The sequence below is a fragment of the Prosthecobacter sp. genome, from assembly GCF_044232965.1.
Lineage (GTDB): Bacteria > Verrucomicrobiota > Verrucomicrobiia > Verrucomicrobiales > Verrucomicrobiaceae > Prosthecobacter.
In genome coordinates, this window is the sequence record NZ_JBIIKX010000096.1 from 1 (window position 1) to 19373 (window position 19373).

Here is a 19373-nt window from a genome sequence, read left to right on the forward strand (position 1 = left end):
TGAAGGTGTTTCGTGAACTGGTGGAACGATCCTTCCAGGTCGTTTGAGCGGACCACTCTACGCCACCCTCTCCAAGGCCGCCGCGATCTCGCTCTCGATCACTGACAGCGGATTGAGCAGCGCGAGCGGATCATCGACCGGCGTCACCTCATTCGTGCTCGGATCCCAGTTCACCGGCCCAAATCGACACGGCGCGGGGTTTCCAGTGAGGATATGCATTCCGGCATCATCTTTGTCGAAGTGCCAGAACTCAAAGGGGAAGGGGATGAAGCCGTGCTTTTCCATCATGGCGGCGATTTCGAGTCGCGTGGCGATAACCTCGGGCGCGACGAAGGGCGAGCGCATGGGCGTGCACTCGCTCATTTCGAGATATGGATAACCGCGCCAGACCTCCGTGCCGTCGTCGCGATTGAAGACCGAGATGTCGATGGCGGAGCCGGACATGTGCGCGCCGATCTTAGGCATGTTCGCCGTGAGCACGATGGCGCGGCGGAACATCATCTCGGGCGATGGAATCTCACCACCGAGTTCCCAGATCGTCTTCTTGAGCACGGTGTCGAAGACCGATGGCTTGCGCACCAACTGCCGCTGCATGTCCAGGGTGCGGAAGCAGTCCTCGATCGTCAAAATCCACCCTCGCTCATTCATCTCGCGACCGATGGTGACGACATCACGCACGAGGCTCTCACGCATGAAATAGACGCGATCCAGTTCACCCGCGATCTTGCTGGTCGAGAACAGCATCTCCACTCCACCGTCCGAAACAGCATCCCGCAATGACGCAAATCTCTCGCCACACTCGTTCACCGGAAAGGCGATGAGCTTCTCCACGATGGCATAGCCCGCTTCCATTTGTTCGGTCCAATACGCACGGCGTGCGGCTTCGTTGTTGGTGGAGGTCATCATTGTGGTTTCGGAATTGAAGTGGGCTATTTGAGCGAATCGAGATACTCGAGCAGGTCGGCGGCTTCCTGGGCGGTGAGGGTTTGCAGGAGGCCATCGGGCATCGTGGAGACGGGGGTAGTGATGGTCTTGGCGATTTGGGTGGTGGCGATTTTTTCGGTGAGGCCACCAGCCATTTTGAGTGTCAGTTCGGTGTCGCTGCGGGCGGTGATGAAGCCGGCTTTGCTGTCACCGGTCTTGAGTTCGATGGTGGTGAGTTGCCATTGCGGCTCGATGACCTTCGACGGGGTGAGGATCTGCTCCAGCATGGCTGCGCGGTTCCACTTGGTGCCGATGTGGCTGAGGTCGGGACCGAAGTCGGTGCCGACTCCGTTGGCGCGATGACAGGCGATGCAGATGCCTGAGAACAAGGTCTTGCCGCGTGTCGCATCGCCTTTCAAGGCAAGCAAAGTGGCGGGTTTGATGTCGGGGCCGAGGACTTTGCGGCGTTGGGATTCGGGGAGGAATCGCTCGAACAAATCGCGGCGCAGCGGCTCGGTGAGGACGCTGCCTTTGGCGATGGCTTGGGTGCGGATGTCGGCGCTGAGTTTGTCGTCGAGGATGGCGAGGAGCACGCTGAGTGCGCCGCTGTTGGTGGCGAGTAGTTGGTCGAGTTGCGTGCTGTCGCCTGCTTTGAGTTGGGTGACCGCTTGTTCTTCGGCTTGGCGCTGCGAGATGGTGGCGGCGGTGAGGTCGGGTGCCTTGTTGCCCATGCTGGCGATCCAATCGCGCACGACGAGCAGTCCGCGATCATCGACAAGGTGACTGCCGAGGTAAGGCATGTGACCGCGACCCGCAGTAGCCATGCGATAGAGCAGCACACTGCGCGCGGGATCACCGCTGGCGATGACGCGCGCATCGGGAAGGCCGAGATCGCCTTGCACGGGTTTGGCGTCGATGAGTCTGGCGTCTTTGAGCGGCGCATTGATGTTCATGAAACTGGGCACACCACCGCCGCTGTTGAAACGATGACAGACGCTGCAATTGACGTGCAGGTAACTGCGTGCGCGGACCTCCACACTGCCCACGGTGCCATGTGGATCGGCGAGTCGCGGCTCTGCGGGCGTGAGGCCGAGGCGTATGAAGGCATCGAGTTGATCGCCTTTGTCCTGCGGCGTCGTGCGGTCGAGTTGCAGTGCGCTGAAGCCTTGTGCGAAATCATTCATCAGCGTGTGACAGCGGGCGCATTCACTGCGGCTGTAGAAGCGCCAGCGCTGTTGCATCACGCCGCCCGGCGCGGCTTTGTCCTTCACGGTGAACGTCGTTTCGTCGCCTTGTTTCGGCACGAGTTCGGCGTCGGTTTGTTCGGCGTTCCACCGATAGCTATAGGTGCCCCAGAGGCTGCCGTCGTAGTGCAGGATCTGTGTTTCAATCCTGCGACGTGTGGCGGGATTGCCACGTTCCATGTCGAGCGAGTAAGTCTTTGCGAGCACGGCTCCCGCAGGGAATCCCCAGTGGCCACGCAGCACCACGCCCTTGGATTCACTGGCGACGGTGACGCCGGATTGATCTGAAAATGCAGCCCAGCGTTGCGCGACCGCGTGATCGGCCCAGCGCGGCGCATTGATCTCATACGGCAGCACACCGGGCGCGAGTGATTGCTTTAGCGTATCGGTAAAGAGTCCGGTTTCGCTGAGCTTTCGCGGAAAGTCGGAGTTCTTCCCGGAGCGCGGATTTCTCGCCAGTCGCCACAGGCCGCCGCCGCTGTGGTCTGCAATGATCAACTCACCCTCCTGATCGATGCCGAAGCCCGCTGGCATGAGCGAGCTGCGCGCCAGTTCGCGATGCTCGGTGACCTTTTCGCCTTCATTGCGCAGCGACCAGAAGGTGCCCATCTGCCAGTCACCGTAGAGATACGCGCCCTTCAACTCAGGCAGCTTTTCGCCGTGATAAAACTCGCCGCCGGTGATGCTCGCCGCTTCTTCATGCGAATGCGCGACGAGCGGCGGCAGGATCGGCGATGGGCCGCGCAGGCGATCCGGCCGCACGTCTTGCTTGCTCCCCTCGGTAATGCTCCAGCCGTAGTTGCCACCGCGCTGGATGCGATAAATCATCTCCCACAACTCCCAGCCGACATCGCCCACGAACAGCTCCTCATTCTTCGGATTGAAACTCATGCGCCAAGGATTGCGCAGCCCGTAGGCCCACACTTCACCGCGCGCTTTCGGCCCACCGACGAAAGGATTGTCCATCGGGATGCTATAAGCGCGACCTGCCTCGGGATGATCCACGTCAATGCGCAGCACGCTCGATAGCAAGTCGCTGATGTCCTGCCCAGTGACGAAGCTATCCGGCGGGTCCGGCCTCGTGGCGTCGCCCGTGGAAATGTAGAGCATGCCATCGGGACCGAAGCGCAGATTGCCGCCATTGTGACCTCCGGCGCGCCAGGAGATGATGACCTTGGCACTGCTGAGATCGACTTTCGGCGGTGATTCATCAGTCACACGGAAGCGCACGATGCGAGTGCCGTTCTCGCGATTGCCCGCACCCTTGAGATCGAAATTGGCCCATGTGAAGACGAAGCGATTCTCCGTGAAGCGCGGATGAAACGTGAGCGCATACGAGGACGTGATCTCCGGATCAAAGGCCGCGAGTTCGCCGAAGAGATCCGCTTTCTCGACACTCGCACCCGGAACGAATGAAAGCATCCGCCCGCCTTCCTCCAGCACCACCAGTCTGTCACTGCCGGGCAGTGATTTGATGTCGAGCGGATTCTTGAAAGTAAGCCTAGGGTAAAGACGCTCGACCACATAAGGCGGCGGCGGCTCCGGCGTGCCTTGGATGCGCGAGGTCGTCCACGGCACGCGCTCCTGCGCGAAGGCCGCGAGGCAAGTCAGGTGAAGGATGAGGAGGTAACGCATGGGTGGCTTTGGTTTTGGAAGGAAAAAAAGTGAAATCCATTTTTCTACCTGAAAATCCTTTTGCCTTGTTTCAGGACTCCCCGTCCCGTCACTCCATCCAGCGGAGGCACGAGGCCATCGGCACCTCGACGGGGGTTCCGTGGGGCGTGATGCTGCCGCTGGCGGAATCGATTTTGAATACGACGACGTTGTTGCCGGGCATGTTGGCACACAGCAGCCAGCGGCCGTCCGGACTGATAAGGAGGTTTTGCGGGCCTTTGCCGCCGCTGGGCTCGATCGCCAGCAGCGTGAGCGTGCCGTCCTCGGCGATGCGGTAGCTGGCGAGGCTGTCGTGACCGCGATTGGTGCCGTAGAGGTGCTTGCCATCGGGCGTGATTTTCAAATCAGCGGTGGCGCTCTTGCCGGTGAAATCTTTCGGCAGTGTGGCGATGGTTTGCTTCTCCTTCAGCGTGCCGTCGGCGGCGTTCCAGTCGAAGACGGTGACGGTGTTGGCCAGTTCGCTGATGACATAGACGAGCTTGCCGCCGGGGTGAAACACCAGATGACGCGGGCCACTGCCGGGCGCGAGCTTGGCAAAGGGTTGCGCGGCATTCGGCACGAGTTTCGCGGTGGCGGCGTCGAGCGCGTAGATCATGACCTTGTCGATGCCGAGATCGGCAGCGAGGGCGTGTTTGCCATCGGGACTGACGACGAAACAATGCGCGTTCGGCCCTTTCTGCCGCTCGGGATCACCACCTGATCCTCTATGCTGAAAAAACGAAACCGCCTCCCCCAGCGAGCCATCACTCTTCACCGGCAGCGAGGCGACGTTGCCACTGCTGTAGTTCGCGACGATCACCGATTTGCCCGTGGGATCGACATCGACATAGCACGCGGCCGTGCCGCGAGAGTTATGACGATTGAGCGCTCGCAAATCTCCCCCACGGCCCTCGATGGCAAACGCGGCGACGAAATTGTCCTTCCCGCCGAACTCATCGATGGAATACAAAAATCGCCGGTCGGGTGAAAGCGCGATGAAAAACGGCTTCTGCACGCCCGTGGTGCGTTTCAGCGGCTTCAGCGTGCCTTTTTCCGAATCGAAGCCAAACGCATGAATCCCAGCCTTTTCACCCGAGGCGAAAGCGGAAACGAAAACGAGCGGTTCAGCAGCTGAGGCAGACATGGAGGCGAGCAAGGTGAGAAGGAGAGTGCGCATGGTTTGGTGAAGAGGTGGAGAGGTGGTTCATTTAGACGGGTTTCCATTCGCGAGCATGTTGGGCAAAGGCCGGGGCGGATTTGGCAAGTGCGTCACGAATATCATTTTCAGAATGCGCGAGACTGATGAACCACAGGCCGCGCTCGATGGCGCGCACGCCGTGATCGAGCAGGCAGCGCCGCAGATGCGCCCAGCGCGTGGAATCCTGCCGGCTCACATAGTCGCGGTAGTCTTTGATTGGGCCTTCGGCTGCTCCGGGCTTGAGCATGACAGCATGGAAGGCTGGCCCAGGCCCCTGCGGGCGGAGCGGAATGTCATGCTGATCGGCTAAGTCACGCAGCCCCGTCATCAACTGTTGTCCGAGCGCCGTAGCGACGCGCGGATGCTGGTCTCCGAGCGATTTCACATGATCGAGACACCACTTGCTGGCGGCAAGACAGAGCGGATTCCCATTGAGCGTGCCCGCGTGGACGACGGTGCCATCGATGATCTTTTGCATCGCTGATGCCTTGCCTGCGAGTGCCGCAAAGGGCAGCCCGCCACCGACCGCTTTGCCGAGGATGGTGATATCTGGGACGAAGCCGAGCGCCTGTTGTGCGCCGCCAGGAGCGACGCGAAAGCCGGTGATGGTTTCATCGGCAATCATGAGCATGCCTTCGCTGTCGCAAAGTTCGCGGATCGTCTCGATCATGCCGGGCACTGGCTCCATGCAGCAGGTGTTGCACATGATCGGCTCAAAGATGATCGCCGCGATCTGACCTTTGAACTCAGTGACTTTGCGTCGCAGATGCTCGTGATCATTCCAACGGGCCACGACGAAAGTATCGAGCACCTCCGGGATCACGCCCTGGCTGGGATGCAGTCGAGTAGGGCTTTCAGAGTCGCCCCATCGATCCGGCGGCGGCGCGAAACCAACGAGTCCCTCATCTGCCCAGCCATGGTAAGCGCCCTCAAATTTCAGAATGAGCGGTCGCCCGGTGTGCGCTCGTGCGAGCCGCAGCGCCGAGAGCACGACCTCGGTAGCCGAGTTGTTAAAGCGCACGCGCTCGGCCCCTGGCACCATCGCTTGAATCCGCTCGGCCACCTCAATCTCCAACTCACACTGCGCGGCCCAATGCGTGCCGAGTTTCGCCTGTGCGGCAATGGCCGCTGCCATCCCCGCCGGTGCGTGCCCATAAAGCAACGCGCCCTGACCGATCTGGAAGTCGATGTATTTGTTGCCATCCACATCCCACACGCGCGAGCCGCTGCCGTGCTGAAAATAGAGCGGCACCGGCTGCTCCATTTTGCGGATGCCGCTGTTCACTCCAGCGGCGATGGATTTGACGGCCCGCTCATAAAGGCGGCGGGAGGTGGCGTAACGGTCGTTCATGATGGGATGCATAAAGCGGGTGGGACTACTTCTGTCGCACAGCGACCGCTTCGACTTCGTATTTCAAATCGGGCGGCAGGCAGTCGGTGATGGTGGTGCGGGCGGGCGCGGGCTGGGGGAAATATTCGCGGTAAAGCTGGTTGTAGAGCGGCAGGTTCGCGGCATCGCGGACGTAGTTTCGCGTCTGCACGACGTGCGCGAGATCGCTACCGGCGGCCTCCAGCACGAGGCGCACGTTTTCCATGCTGCGGCGGAACTCACCTTCAAACGTGTCGGTGACGATGTTGCCTTCTTTGTCCACGGAAGCTTGGCCGGAGACGAAGATGAGGTCGCCAACGACGACGCATGGGCTGAAGGGCAGGTGCGACGTGGGTGTGTCGGGGAGTTGTGGGTAGGAGACGAGTGGGTTGTTCATGTTGATGCAGGATTCAGATCGGCGGGTTCATCGGCGATGAGCTTCTTCGTTGCGTCCATCGGCAGAACGATGAGGCCGGCGAGGACGAAGGCTCCGGCGAGTGTGAAGAAGACGAGCGTCTTGCCATCGCCGCCGCCGATCTTCATCAGCCAGGGGATGAGCAAGGCACCGGCGCTGGCACCAAAGTTGCCCCACATGTTCCCCCAACCTCCGGCGGCGGCGGTGGCGCGTCCACCCACGTCGCCCATGAAGGCCCAGAGCGCGGGATTGGCGAGATCGGTGCAAAAAGAAACGACCGCGCAGCAGGCAACGAGCGTCCAGGTCGATTCGACGAACGGACAACACATATAAGCCGCCGCGCAGACGAACATCGAGCTAGTCATCGGCAGCAAGCGACCCCAGCGCAGGCCAAAGCGCCGCGTGGCCCAGTCGCAGTAATAGCCGCCCGCGATTTGTCCCAACATGCCGAACGCGAGCACGTAGGTGAGCATCTTGCCGCCTTCGATCTCGCCCACACCGCGCTCTTTGACGAGGTAAGTCGGCAGCCAGGTCACGAGAAATCCCCAGCCGATGTTTTGCAGCATCTGCGCGGCAGAGTTGCACCACAGGCTGCGGCTTTTGGTGAAGCTCCAGAGAGCGCTCAGGAGCTCACGACCGCTCAACGATTTCTCGCCCTGCGGCCTGCCGATCAACTCCAACTCCGCCGCGTTGACCTGCGGATGCTCATGCGGATTCGAGCGCACCATCTTCCAGAAGATCGCCGCGATGACGAGACCGACAGCGGCATCAATCCACAATGACGTGCGCCAATTGCCCATCGTCACGATCATCCAGATGGTCAAAAACGGAGCGAGCGTGCCGCCGATGCGACCACCGAGCGCGACCATGCCACTGGCCCGTGCGCGACCCGTGAGCGGGATCCATTTGCGAATCAACGCCATCGACGTCGGATAAGCCCCCGCCTCCGCGACCCCGCACAGCAAACGTGCCACGAGCAGACCCGCGAAGCCCGTGACAAAGCCCGTCATCGCCGTGAACAGCGACCACAGCACGATGTAGATCGTCAGCATCGGGCGCGCGCCAAAGCGATCACTCGCCCAACCAGCGGGCACCTGGAACAGCGCATACATGAAGAAGAACGAGCCCAGGACATGCCCGATTTGTTCATCCGTGAGCTTGAGGTCATGGTTGAACGACACCGACTTTACGATCTCGCCCATGCAGATCCGGTCGAGATACAAAATGAACGCCATCAGCATCGTCACGCCGATGATGCGGTGGCGGATGGTCGTGGGGGTGGTGGGATGAGTCATGAATGGTGCGAGTGCATTAAATCAAACCCACTTCTCAAACCACGCCCACGCATCCGCCTGGCGCTCGGCGTTGAACTGATGCGGTGCGTCTTCGATGATGCTCTTGAAGTGCTCGGGCACGCCGGCTTTGGCGTAGCACTGGGCGATCTTTTCGTGCGCGGCGTGGACGCCGGCGAGTTCGAAGAGGCGGTCTTGCGAGCCGTTGATGACCATGAGCGGCTTCGGCATCGCGAGCGAGGCGATGTCGGGATGATCCATGTGGTGATACATGCCTGGGATGATTTTGGTGAAGCCGATGCCGCGGATGTGAGCCGCGAGCTGATTGGGAAATGAGCACATCCAACTGCTCACGACGGCCGCCTTGATGCGATCGTCCAGCGCGGCGAGATAGGAGCTGCGCAGGCCGCCGACACTTTGGCCGACGCAGGCGATGCGGCTCGGGTCCACATCCGGCCGCGTGATGAGGTAGTCCACGGTGCGGATGTCGTCCCACGCGATGATTCCCGCCCAACTCACGCCGGCGCAATACAGGGTCCTCGCCATGAACTCCTCATCGCGGTTGCAGCGGGTGTGATAGGCCTTCACGTCCTCATCGCTGAGTGTGAGCGACCGCGCTTTCCACTCCGGCGGATCATCGTCGAGCACCATGCGGCGCTCGCCCCAGTAGAACATGTCAATGGCGATGACCACGTAGCCGCGCCGCACCAGCTCGATGCCGTAGGCCTTGCCGCCGTAGCCGCGCTCGCGCATTTCTTTGAGCGTCGGATGAATCGCTTCGCTGGTCTCGACCTCGCGCTCGCGGCCCCACATGTAGTAGCCGCCGTGTGAATGCAGCGCGACGACGGCAGGCGCGGGCAGCTTGGCGTTCTTGGGAATCAGGACGGTCGCTGGCACGCGAAAAACCGGCGTGGTGTTGAAGCGCACTTCCTCGCGGATGTAATCGCCGCAGTCCTTGCGCGAGACGACCTCCGCGTTCGGGTCGCACTTCGCGGGCGCGTATTGAAGCAGCTCTAGCATCTTCGCGCGTCCCTTGGCTTTCCATGCAGCGAGGTCGTGGTGATCGCGATGCAGAAACGACAACGGCAAATCCGGCCCGCCTTTGAGCTTCTGGATCACCGCATTCACGGATCCAAACTCCGGTCCGTTCCTCCCCGAAAGCGAGGTGCTGTTCTTCGGCGCGGCTTTCGATTCTGCGGCGAGCGCACCGATGGGCGATGACGCCGCAGCGGATGCGGCAACCGTGGCAATGAAATGGCGGCGGGTATTCATGGGTCGAAAGTGCCTGGGTTCAAAGGTCGAATGGCGCTCGGTAGGTCCGTGTTTGCAGGGCGTTGGCGCGGTCATTGCCCACAAAGCGCTGTGTTTTCTGATCAAGGCTGAGGGCAACGCCGAGGATGAGCTTGTCCTTACGGGTATCCACTCCATTGGCATCCAGATGCGCCAGCATCCGTTCGTAGGCGTCGGTGGTGTCCTGGTTGCCTTTGATCCTCTCGCGAATCTCGGCCTGAGCCGCCTGTTGTCCGAGCCGGTGGGAAATGTTTGCGACGTGACACAGCGAACTGGAGATGTGTCCTTCACTGATGTCGGCAGTGAGGTCGCTTGCCTGGCGGCTGCGGATGGCCTTCACGAAATTGGCGTGATGGTTCTGGTAGATGCCCGTGAAAGTGCGCAGGATGCGCCCGCTTTGATCATAGGCCGCGATGGAGCCATCAATGCTGAGCAGCAGAAAGCCATGCTCGCAGTGAATCACGTTGCCGACGGATACGCCCAGCAGCGAGTCCATCGGCTCGCGACCCGCCTTTGCGGGCAGTCCGCGCACTTCAAAGATGAGCGGTGCGGCGGCATAGGCATGGTGAATGAGCTGGGTGTTAGGCGTGGCACCATCGTCGAGGTAGCCGACACGTCCGCCGATGCTGAACACATGAGGCGCGAGGTCTTTTTCGCCGAGAAACCACCGCGCAATATCCATGTGGTGGATGCCCTGGTTACCAAGGTCGCCATTGCCGGTCTCCCACACCCAATGCCAGTCGTAGTGCAGTTCCTTTCGCATCAAAGGCTGCATCGGCGCTGGCCCAGTCCACAGCTCGTAGTTGATGTGGGCGGGGACGGCTTGCGGTCCGGTGACTTTGCCGATGCTGGGCCGCCGCTTGTAGCAGAGACCACGTGCCAGCGTGATCTTACCCAAATTCCCCGCGTGAACCCAGGCGACGGCTTCCTGTATGCCGCTATGGGAACGACTCTGCGTGCCACTCTGAACAATGCGGCGGTGCTTGCGCGCTGTCTCGATCATTTGCTGGCCTTCCCAGATGTTGTGAGACACCGGCTTCTCGACATAGACATCCTTGCCCGCCTGACATGCCCAGATGGTGATCGGAGCATGCCAATGGTTCGGTGTGGCCGTGGAAATGGCGTCGATTTCCGTGCTCTCAAGCATCTGTCGCACATCCGAGTAGGTCCTGATGGTGTGACCGAGGTCTTTGAGCTTCTGGGCCTCGGCATCCAGCACCGTTTGATCCACGTCACAAAGCGCCACGATACGCGCTCCCTTGACCGCCAGAATGTCGGTGATGTGTGAGCGTCCCCGCCCCCTGAAACCCACGACACCGAAGCGAACATCGTCATTCGCGCCACGGACCTGCGCCCATGAACGCGGTGACAATCCGATGCCAGCAGCGGCCATGGCGGAGGTTTTGATGAAAGTGCGGCGGATGGTTCTGGTCATGTTTGTCATGGTGGGCGCTTTCTACTTTTTGATCATGTCCGCGAACGCTTCCGGTTGCAGGCCCATGCCACGCTTTACGACTTCGGGATTCGTGGCGAAGACTTCCTGGAAGTCGAATGTGCGGTTGATCGAGTCGATGGGAAACGGAGCGACTTTGGCAGGATCGAGTTTCTGGATCACGGGAAACTGCGGATCAGCGATGATCGAACCCGTGGGGCGGACGCGCCGATCGTAGTCCGCCAGACTCATGCGAGTGTGGCCGAGGTTTTTGCCGCCTTCAGAAAAACCGAGCACCCAGAAGAGCTGACGATCTTCATCGGGAGCGCGGAGGAAGTAGCAGTTGTTGCGATCCTCGATGCCGTTCTGGGTGCCATACTGCTGCAGAGGCACTTTGACCTTCGATGGGATGCTGTCGCAGAAAATGTTGTTCCTTACCGTGGCCGGGGTGGCGAGTTTGGTGGCCTGGATGAGGTTGCCGACGAAGACATTGTGCTCGAGGACAAAGCCGGGGCAACTCGTGACTTCCAGACCATCGAAACCACGGGCGATGACGCAGTTCGAGATGCGCAGATTTTCGCTGTTCCACGCGCAGACAAAGCCCGGCGCGTAGCCTTTGCCATAGCCGTCCCACATGCAGCGGCGGATGCTGACATCGGTACCGTGGCTTACATTCACCACGCGCGAACCGCTGTTGCCGCCGCCTTGCAGGCCGAATTGGCGGAAATAAAAACCGTCCAGCTCGATGTTCGTTTTGCCGTTGATGACCCAGGCGGCATCGAGACGGCGTTCGTTGCCGTCAAAAATGACTTTTTCTCCCGGGATGGACTTGAACTTGATGGGCAGTTCCTTGTCGCCGGACACGCGCACCCGCACTTTTTCGGAATAGGTGCCGCCAGCGATGAAGACGGTGTCGCCCGCGCTGATGCGGGAGGCCGCGTGGCCGACGGTGCGCCATGCCCGGCTCCGCTCCAGGCCGGAGTTTGCGTCATCGCCATCGGTCGCCACGTAGTAGGTTTTCGCGGCGGGTTGCTCGCGCTCGGTGGTGAAGGAGATCGCGCCGTATTGCGGATCGATGACCTCCGGCTTGCCTTTGCCATCAAAGGGATTCGCCGCAGAGATGGCGACGATGCGGAAATAATACGTTTTGCCCGGCTGCAAGCCCGTCAGGCTGAAGCTCCGGTGATTGTCGGTGGTGACACCGACGTGGAACTTCACGCGATTCGCGCACTCCGGCGTGTCACCCCAGGCCACTTCGCACGCGGCACCGCGGGTGACGAGCCATTCGATATTCGCCGTCGTCGTGCCCACCGAGTGCAGCACCGGCGCGGTCATCTCCAGCGTGTTCGACATGCGGTCCTGATGAAACCCGATGCTCTGCCCGAGTGCTCCAAATCCCATAAAAGACGCGGGATTGCTCAAGTAAGCCGTGCTTTCTTCGACCGCAAAGGTCGGCTGGATCGCGCGCGAGTAGCTGTCCTGAGTCTGCTGGACCTGGACCAGGGACATCACGCCGTCGCCGACTTTCCAGGCGTGTGCCGCGTCGGCGTAGCTGTGGTAGTCGCTGTATCGGATCGCAGACGCGCCGCCGCTGATCTCAACTGCGGGGGAGGTCAGGTTGTCATAGAGATTGCTGCTGAGGTGCACTTGCTGGCATTCGTCCAAAAGCAGCGCGGCCCGGGCAAACCCGGTGAACTCGCAGTGTGTGACCTTTAAAGCCGCGACCTTGCCGGCAGACAGGCTGATGTCCCTGCCGGTGAAGCGGCAGTTGTGAAAACGCAGGCTCGCGCTGGCGCTGGCGGTGACCGTTCCTAAGAAATGCAGCCGCTCGAACTCGACCCCGGCGCTGTTTTCAATGTGGAGATTATCGGCGATGACGACCCTGCCGGTTCCCCGGCCGCGCCATGCCACCGGCGCTGCGCCTGCCTTTCCCGCGCGGATCGTCACGCGCCCCGCATAGACACCCGGCTCCAAATACACTGTGTCACCGGGGCGCACCTGTTGCACGGCGCGGGCCAGCGTTTTCCACGCCGCCGTTACCGAGAGGCCATCCGCCGTGTCATCGCCCGTCGGCTTCACGAAAAACACATTGGCTTGGTAGGGAAACGGCCCGCGATCTTTTACATCTGGTGCGGAGTTGCGCATCGTGGAGGTCGATTGCAGCCGGAAATCGAAGTTCAGCGGGTCCGCAAACTCCTGCTCGAGATGCAGTCGCTCGGTTTTGAGGTGGATGTTGTCTTTGGTGATCTTTTCGTCAGGCACATAGATGTTCTGGCTGCCGAGGATGGAGTTCGAGACATTGAGCACCGGAAAGTATCCGAGACCCACCGAGTTCTTCGTTGCGCAAGTCTCTGCCCGGCCTGATTTGATGCCGACATCCGGACCTTCATTGCCCCAGCCCAGGCAGTGATCGAGCAAACCATGCTCAGCCGAAAGCCCGTAGATCCGCACACCCACGCCGATGGAGCGATAGCCCACGCAGTTACGCGCCACGTCATTTTTGCTTTGATACAGCATCACACCCGCGCACTCGGAGCTGTTGTGTGGCGAACTGTTGCCATAGCCCGTGCAGCCCTCGACCAGATTGCCCCCTTCGCCCTCACTGGCGATACAGATGCCGCCGCCATTCAGGAAAGCCGTGCAATCGCGGATGATGCAGTCGCGGGCACCAAGAAAGATAATGCCCCAATTTCCAAACAAGGTCCGCGAGTCAGCCATCCCGCTGCTCTCGCACCCGCGCACCGCGATGCCATCCAGCACCACCCGCACCGGCTTCTCCAACTCTAAACCATGCCGACCCAATATCGGCACGCTGTAACGATGATGCACAGCCGGGCGCAAGTCCGTGCTCGAAACATAAAGCCGCCCCGCAGCGGCATCATAAAAGTAGCTGCCCGGCTGAAACTCCACCTCGGCCAATGTCGCGCACTCCCCGAGCCGCGACCAGGTATCGACCTCATACACCGCCTGCACCGAAACCTTGAAATCCGCTGCGAAAGTCTGGCGCGTTCCAGGCACCGGCTTGAACACCGGCGCATCCACATCACCACGCAGCAGCACCGTGCCCGGAATCTCCGCGCGAATGACCGTTTCCTTCTCCGCGCTGCCGAGCCCCTTCCTCGCGACCGCCTCCGCATACTCGCCGCGACCGATGGAGAGCGTGTCTCCCGGCTGCAAAGCATCCACGCCCTTCTGAATCGTGAGGAACGCCGCCGCGCGACTCGTGCCCGCATTCGAGTCGAGGCCCTGCTTGTTCACGAAGAACTCCGTGGCGTGCAGGGTGGCGGAGAGGAGGAGCAGGAGCAGTGTGATTTTCATGAGTCTGGTTTCGGTGGAATCGAATGCGAAAGATGGAGTCGAGTTTACGGCTGCCGCAGCCAGTCGAGGCTGATGCGGCCGTGCGGATGATCATCGTTTCCGCAGGAGGTCGAGCAGCACGGTGGTCATCGCTTGCACGCCGGTGCGGATGGTGGGTTCGGGCACGGGTTTGAAGAAAGGGGAATGCAGCGAAGGGCGCGGCTTGCCTTCGGCTTTTGCCTTGGCGATGTCCTCAGGCGACTGCGTGCCGAGGCGGAACATGCACAGCGGCACTTTCTCTTTCGTGATGCCAAACTCCGCGAAGTCCTCGCCGCCCATCGTGGGGTCAACGGTGACAAGATTCTCAGCGCCGACGACGGACTCCAGGCTGCGGCGCACTTCGCTGACGAGTTCGGGCGTATTGTAGAGCGATGCAGTGCTTTCCTCGGTGACGATGACCTCCGGCATCTTCTCCGCAGGCATCCCGGCGGCTTCGGCGAGGCTGCGGGTGATGCGCTTGATGGCCGCGATGAGTTGCTCGCGCGTCTCCGTCTTGTAAGAGCGCAGCGTGAGCTGCATGCGCACTTCATCCGGGATGATGTTCGCCTTCGTGCCGCCATGAAAGCTGCCCACGGTGACCACGGCGGGATCCCCCGGCTTCACCTCGCGGCTGACGATGCTTTGCAAAGCGACGACGATCTGCGAGGCGAGAAGGATGGGGTCCTTCCCCGTGTGGGGCTGCGCGCCGTGCGCGCCGACGCCGCGCACGACAATCTCCAGCGTGTCCACGTTCGCCGCCGCGTGGCCTTCACGCAGTCCGATGCGCCCATGCGCGAGGTCAGGCTGGCAGTGCAGCGCCACGGCTTTGTCGGGCTTTGGAAAACGGTCATACAATCCCGCACGGAGCATCAGCCGCGCACCGATGACGCGCTCCTCCGCCGGCTGGCCGATCATCACGAGCGTGCCGCTCCATTGCTCCCGCAGCCGCCCCATCGCACGCGCCGTGCCGACGAAGCAGGCCATGTGAATGTCGTGCCCGCAGGCGTGCATCACCGGCACATCGATCCCCTGGACATCCTTCACGATCCGGGTGCTCGCATAGGCGGCTCCGGTCTGTTCTTTGACAGGCAAGGCATCGAGGTCCGTGCGCACAAGGATAACGGGGCCAGCGCCATTTTTCAGAATGCCGACCAGACCATGTCCGCCGACCTTCTCCGTGACTTCGAGCCCGGCACCGCGCAGTTCCTTCGCGATGCGAGCCGCCGTCTGTTCCTCGTGCAGCGAGAGTTCAGGATGAGCGTGCAGCTCCTGGTAGAGCGTGACGAGTGAAGGTAGATCCTCAGTCGCAAGGGCCGCGACATCCGCGGCACTGGCGTGCGCGGCGAGAAGGCAAAGAGCGAGGAGTGCGGAGACGAGGTGCTTCATGCGTGGCGTGGTGGAGTGCGGACAAAAAGGGTGTGTGAGGATGAGTTTCATGGTTTGTTCCGCGCCTTGTTCACTTCTTCGATGGACTTGAGGATGTTCGTCTTCCATACGCCTTGCAGCTTGTTGGGTTCGGCTCGGTTCAGGGTCTTCAGGGCTTCGTCAAACTGCCCGCGTTTCACGAGGATGCGGGCGATGCCTTGGACAGCGTAGAACTGGTCGGAGCTGCCGAGTTGCCTGGCGGGATCGATGATCTCGTGATAGGCGGTCAAGGCAGCGCTGTCATCGTTGAGGTTGTTCTCGCGATTGCTGCCAAGCGCTTGCCGGATGCTGTCGCGAAGGCGCGAGTCGCCCGTCCATTCGAGGGCATGGAGCAGGTCGGCCTCGGCTTCTTTACCGGCTTTGGTGATGGCGTAAGCGCGACCCCGCGCGAGGTAGCCGTCGCCGCGTTTCCAGAACGGCCAGGCTCCGATTTCTTCTTTGCCAAACTGCGCGATCACTTGCGGGGCTTTGCTTTGATCGAGCAGGTTTTGCATGAGCGCCGCTTTCTTCACGGCTTCGATGGGAATGCGCGCGGTGAGTGGATCGGCAAGGTCCAGCTTGCGGAGACCGCGGGCATAGCCGGCGGCGAGTTCGAGCGCGTGGGACTTTTGCAGGTCGGTGACCTTGCCTTCGGCGGCGGCGGTGTAAGCGGCGAGCGCTTCCTCGCGCTTGCCGGTGCGCGCGAAGTCGGCGGCGATGCGCGTGGATTCGAGGAAATCGGCGTCGGGCAGGCCATGATCAAACTCGAAGCTGTTGCCGTCGTAGAAGGTCGCAAACTTCAGCACCTCGTGGAAGCCGTCGGTGCCCGTCGGCGAGAAGGCGGAGTATTCCGAGCCGTCCTCGCGGATGCGCTGGCGGCAGACGTTGATGTGCCAGGGCAGGCTCTTGTCGGGCTTGCGGCCGATGACTTGGTGCAGCGGATCGTTTTCATCCTGCGTGATGGGGATGCGCATTTCGATGATCCAATGATCATTCGCCAGATGAGTGGCGACTTGAGCCTCTGAGTCCCAACTGAAGCACTTGTCATGCGAGGTGCCGCGATCCAGGTCAACGACAGCGCCGCTCGGGCTGATGGCGATCTGATAATACGAGTGCGCTTCCGTTTCGATGAGCACCTCGACGGCGTCGCCATACCAGAGCGCGCCGTCGTCCTTGCGCGTGGTGCCGATGTTCAATTTCTCGCCGGGATGCTCGTCGCAACGGATCGCGAAGTAGAGATCGTTGCCGAACCAGGCCGACTTCACGGTGGTGCCAAAGGTGGGCTGGCGTCCGGTTTGCAGCTCGCGCAGGCGCACGGTGGCGGAAGGGAAAGCGTTGGTCCACGCCTCTTCGTCGAGCTTGCCATCGACCACAATCTTGCCCGGCGCGGTGCCGACGAGCCGCAGGACAGGCAACGGGCCGCGCACTTTACCGAGTTGCTGGCTCTTGCTGCGCAGGCCCTTGAGGAAGTCGTCGATGAGGGCGATGCGTTTGCCATAGACGCTCGATGCATCAGCCTTTGACTTGGCGGTGGCGAAGAGTTCCAGCGCGCGATCCGCTTTGGCTTTGTCCTTCTCCATCTCCTGCCAGTTGGCTTCGCAGTATTCAAAGAAGGCGCGCATCTGCTGCTCCGCAGGACGGTAGAAAAGGTGGCAGTATTCGCGGAACATCGCGTCCACGTCCGCATTCTTCCCGCCCCAAAACATCCGCGCGGTGAAATAGACTTGGAAGTGATTGAAGCCGATGCCGGAGGTGTCGGGATCTTGCCGCACGGTTAAAGAAATGTCTTCACCCTGCGAGATGCCCTTGGTCGCATTGATGCTCTCGCCCATCGCGTGCGGCGTGAACGCGGGCAGATACCAGCCGCGATCGACGAAGGGATAGTTCTCGAAGTTGATGAGCGGATTGTGCGTCTTCGCCACCCAGGCGTCGCGGAGTTTGCGACACTCCTCCTGCTGCTCCGGCTTGTTGTTTCGCGGCAAACGCCCGCCGACGATGGAGACGACGACATTGGGCTCGAGCTTGTCGATCTTCAGCGGCGGCAGCGAATAGATGCCGTAGGCACAGTTGAGCACCTTGCCGTCCGGGTGCGTCTTGCCGACCTCCTTTGCCACGCGATTGACGAAGCCCCAGACATAGTCCGAGGCGAGACCGCGCTGCTCGCGCTCGGGCGAGTCCTTGCCCGCGCACAAGGGACACTGGCAGATCGCGGTGTAGCCATCCGGCGGCATCACCGAGACCATGCTCATCTTGAAGTGATCGAACTGGGCGCGGACGTAGCGCACCGTCTCCTGGAAGAGTTCCTCGTTGGAGTAGCACAACTGGTTGTTCTCTCTCAGGTTGAAGCGCCGCTTGCCGCCATACATCGCGAACCAATCGGGATGCGCGGCGAAGACTTCCGCACGACTCGTCATGGTATCGAGCCCGTGGGCATCCTGGATGCCATACGGATCACGCACGCCGAGCCGCATGAACCACATCGACGTGTCGCGGCCATGCACGCCGCCGTGATAACTGAAGCGCCGCTGCGGCATGTCGGGCCGCACGGTTTCGTCGATCTTCGGCAGCGGGATCGACTTCATGCTCGGCAGCACCTCGCCCAACTCGCCCGGCATATACCAGCGCACCCCGAGGCGATGCAGGAAGCCATTCACCGCATTAAACGAGCCACGCTCATCCTGGTCCCAGAGCTGAAGCGGCACCGGCTTCTCGCCAGTCTGTGCCGTGGGTCGTCCGATGTCGCCAGGCAGGGTGAAGCGGCTCTTGTAGATGAGGATGTTCGGCAAGCCCCAGGTCGCGCCCGTGATCTTCTCCCACTCGGCCTGTGCTTTGCCGTTCACGATTTCCGCATTGTTTTTTGCCCATGGTTCGATCGGCGTGAACTCGGTGTCATCGCCAATCAGCGCCAGCCAGTCAGCACCCGACGCGATGCGGTAGGCACCGTCTTGAAGTCCATCGACCTTGATCGGCGACTGAGCACTGGCCCCGACGAAGAGCTTCGCCAAACCCTTGCCGCTCGGCGCGGTAACGATGGCCAATTTCGCTCCCGAGATCTTCTCGATGTAGTCCCGCAACTCCTGCGCCGCGAGCCGCACGGTGCGTTGCGGCTTCTCCGCGATGATGATCTCGGCGCGCGGCTGGCCGTTCTCGACGAGGAAGGTGTCAGCAGCGTGCAGCGTGGCGGAAAGCAGCAGCAGTGAGAGCGTGAAGGCTTTGGTGGGATTCATGGAGTGAGTGTCGAGCCGGAGCAACTGAGGTGGAGGCTTTTGCTTCCTCAAGGCTGACGCAGCCAGTCGAGGCTGATGCGCCGGATGCGAAGGGTGCCGAGATACGTGCCCAATTTGCTGTCACCGGCACAGTGACCGAGCAGCACGGTGTCGCCGACGAAATGGATGGCCGTGTAGCAATACCAGCCATCGGGATCGCCCTCGATCAACTTGCGCACCGGCCACGTCTTGCCGCCATCGCTGGAGATCGCTGCCACCAGCGGAGTGCGTTTGCCTTTCGGAAATGGGAACTTGCCCGAGTGGTCATTGTAGAGTGCGAGCAGATCATTGCTGCCGGGAATGCGCCGGATGCTCGCAGGCGACACGGGCGATTGCAGCTTCGTCGGCTCGGGCGGCGTCCACGTCTTGCCATCATCCGTGGAGCGGAAGCCCTGCTGCGCGCCCTGATCCGTGCGACCCCATGAAAAGAGCGAACCATCCGCGAGTTCGACGATGCCCGGCTCCTGCAAGCCCGTGCCGCTACGCATGGGCAAGGCCCACCAGCTTGCCGACTCCTGCCATGTCGTCCCATCGTCGTCTGAGTAGATCC

The 19373-nt window shown here is 61.3% G+C and carries 12 protein-coding genes; all 12 read right to left on the reverse strand.

Annotated features, from left to right (window positions below; all coding sequences use genetic code 11):
* Nucleotides 1-57: 57 nt before the first annotated feature.
* Complete coding sequence (locus tag ACILSI_RS24400) at nucleotides 58-906, reverse strand: M15 family metallopeptidase (protein WP_395724536.1); 849 nt, start codon at nucleotides 904-906, stop codon at nucleotides 58-60.
* 23 nt (nucleotides 907-929) lie between these two features.
* Nucleotides 930-3803, reverse strand: coding sequence for a PQQ-dependent sugar dehydrogenase (locus tag ACILSI_RS24405; RefSeq protein ID WP_395724537.1), 2874 nt, complete (start codon nucleotides 3801-3803; stop codon nucleotides 930-932).
* A gap of 88 nt (nucleotides 3804-3891) precedes the next feature.
* Nucleotides 3892-4998 carry a lactonase family protein gene (locus tag ACILSI_RS24410; protein ID WP_395724538.1) on the reverse strand — a complete coding sequence of 369 codons (1107 nt, stop codon included), beginning with the start codon at nucleotides 4996-4998 and terminating at the stop codon, nucleotides 3892-3894.
* Nucleotides 4999-5029: 31 nt separating this feature from the next.
* Nucleotides 5030-6370: an aspartate aminotransferase family protein gene (locus ACILSI_RS24415; protein ID WP_395724539.1), complete on the reverse strand. Its 1341-nt coding sequence runs from the start codon at nucleotides 6368-6370 to the stop codon at nucleotides 5030-5032.
* A 25-nt stretch (nucleotides 6371-6395) separates the two neighbouring features.
* Nucleotides 6396-6785 (reverse strand): RidA family protein, encoded by a 390-nt coding sequence (locus ACILSI_RS24420; protein WP_395724540.1) that lies wholly within the window; start codon nucleotides 6783-6785, stop codon nucleotides 6396-6398.
* Nucleotides 6782-8098, reverse strand: a complete 1317-nt coding sequence (locus ACILSI_RS24425) for an MFS transporter (protein ID WP_395724541.1) — start codon at nucleotides 8096-8098, stop codon at nucleotides 6782-6784. Before ACILSI_RS24425 ends, ACILSI_RS24420 begins: the two co-directional genes overlap by 4 nt.
* A gap of 21 nt (nucleotides 8099-8119) precedes the next feature.
* A complete protein-coding gene (locus tag ACILSI_RS24430; protein ID WP_395724542.1) occupies nucleotides 8120-9367 on the reverse strand; it encodes an alpha/beta hydrolase family protein in 1248 nt (415 codons plus the stop codon).
* Nucleotides 9368-9386: 19 nt separating this feature from the next.
* Nucleotides 9387-10820, reverse strand: coding sequence for a Gfo/Idh/MocA family protein (locus ACILSI_RS24435; protein ID WP_395724543.1), 1434 nt, complete (start codon nucleotides 10818-10820; stop codon nucleotides 9387-9389).
* A gap of 21 nt (nucleotides 10821-10841) precedes the next feature.
* Nucleotides 10842-14135 (reverse strand): hypothetical protein, encoded by a 3294-nt coding sequence (locus ACILSI_RS24440; RefSeq protein ID WP_395724544.1) that lies wholly within the window; start codon nucleotides 14133-14135, stop codon nucleotides 10842-10844.
* Nucleotides 14136-14225: 90 nt separating this feature from the next.
* On the reverse strand, nucleotides 14226-15590 hold the full coding sequence (locus tag ACILSI_RS24445; protein WP_395724545.1) for an amidohydrolase: 1365 nt from the start codon (nucleotides 15588-15590) through the stop codon (nucleotides 14226-14228).
* Complete coding sequence (locus tag ACILSI_RS24450; RefSeq protein ID WP_395724546.1) at nucleotides 15587-18784, reverse strand: DUF4838 domain-containing protein; 3198 nt, start codon at nucleotides 18782-18784, stop codon at nucleotides 15587-15589. Before ACILSI_RS24450 ends, ACILSI_RS24445 begins: the two co-directional genes overlap by 4 nt.
* A 47-nt stretch (nucleotides 18785-18831) precedes the next feature.
* On the reverse strand, nucleotides 18832-19373 hold a 542-nt coding region (locus ACILSI_RS24455; RefSeq protein ID WP_395724547.1), incomplete at its 5' end, for a sialidase family protein.

Bases quoted from the DNA above. Each gene is read 5' to 3' on its own strand.
- ACILSI_RS24445 (WP_395724545.1), bottom strand. From the start codon at position 15,590: ATGAAACTCATCCTCACACACCCTTTTTGTCCGCACTCCACCACGCCA.
- ACILSI_RS24435 (WP_395724543.1), bottom strand. From the start codon at position 10,820: ATGACCAGAACCATCCGCCGCACTTTCATCAAAACCTCCGCCATGGCC.
- ACILSI_RS24420 (WP_395724540.1), bottom strand. From the start codon at position 6,785: ATGAACAACCCACTCGTCTCCTACCCACAACTCCCCGACACACCCACG.
- ACILSI_RS24450 (WP_395724546.1), bottom strand. From the start codon at position 18,784: ATGAATCCCACCAAAGCCTTCACGCTCTCACTGCTGCTGCTTTCCGCC.
- ACILSI_RS24415 (WP_395724539.1), bottom strand. From the start codon at position 6,370: ATGAACGACCGTTACGCCACCTCCCGCCGCCTTTATGAGCGGGCCGTC.
- ACILSI_RS24425 (WP_395724541.1), bottom strand. From the start codon at position 8,098: ATGACTCATCCCACCACCCCCACGACCATCCGCCACCGCATCATCGGC.
- ACILSI_RS24405 (WP_395724537.1), bottom strand. From the start codon at position 3,803: ATGCGTTACCTCCTCATCCTTCACCTGACTTGCCTCGCGGCCTTCGCG.
- ACILSI_RS24440 (WP_395724544.1), bottom strand. From the start codon at position 14,135: ATGAAAATCACACTGCTCCTGCTCCTCCTCTCCGCCACCCTGCACGCC.
- ACILSI_RS24400 (WP_395724536.1), bottom strand. From the start codon at position 906: ATGATGACCTCCACCAACAACGAAGCCGCACGCCGTGCGTATTGGACC.
- ACILSI_RS24410 (WP_395724538.1), bottom strand. From the start codon at position 4,998: ATGCGCACTCTCCTTCTCACCTTGCTCGCCTCCATGTCTGCCTCAGCT.
- ACILSI_RS24430 (WP_395724542.1), bottom strand. From the start codon at position 9,367: ATGAATACCCGCCGCCATTTCATTGCCACGGTTGCCGCATCCGCTGCG.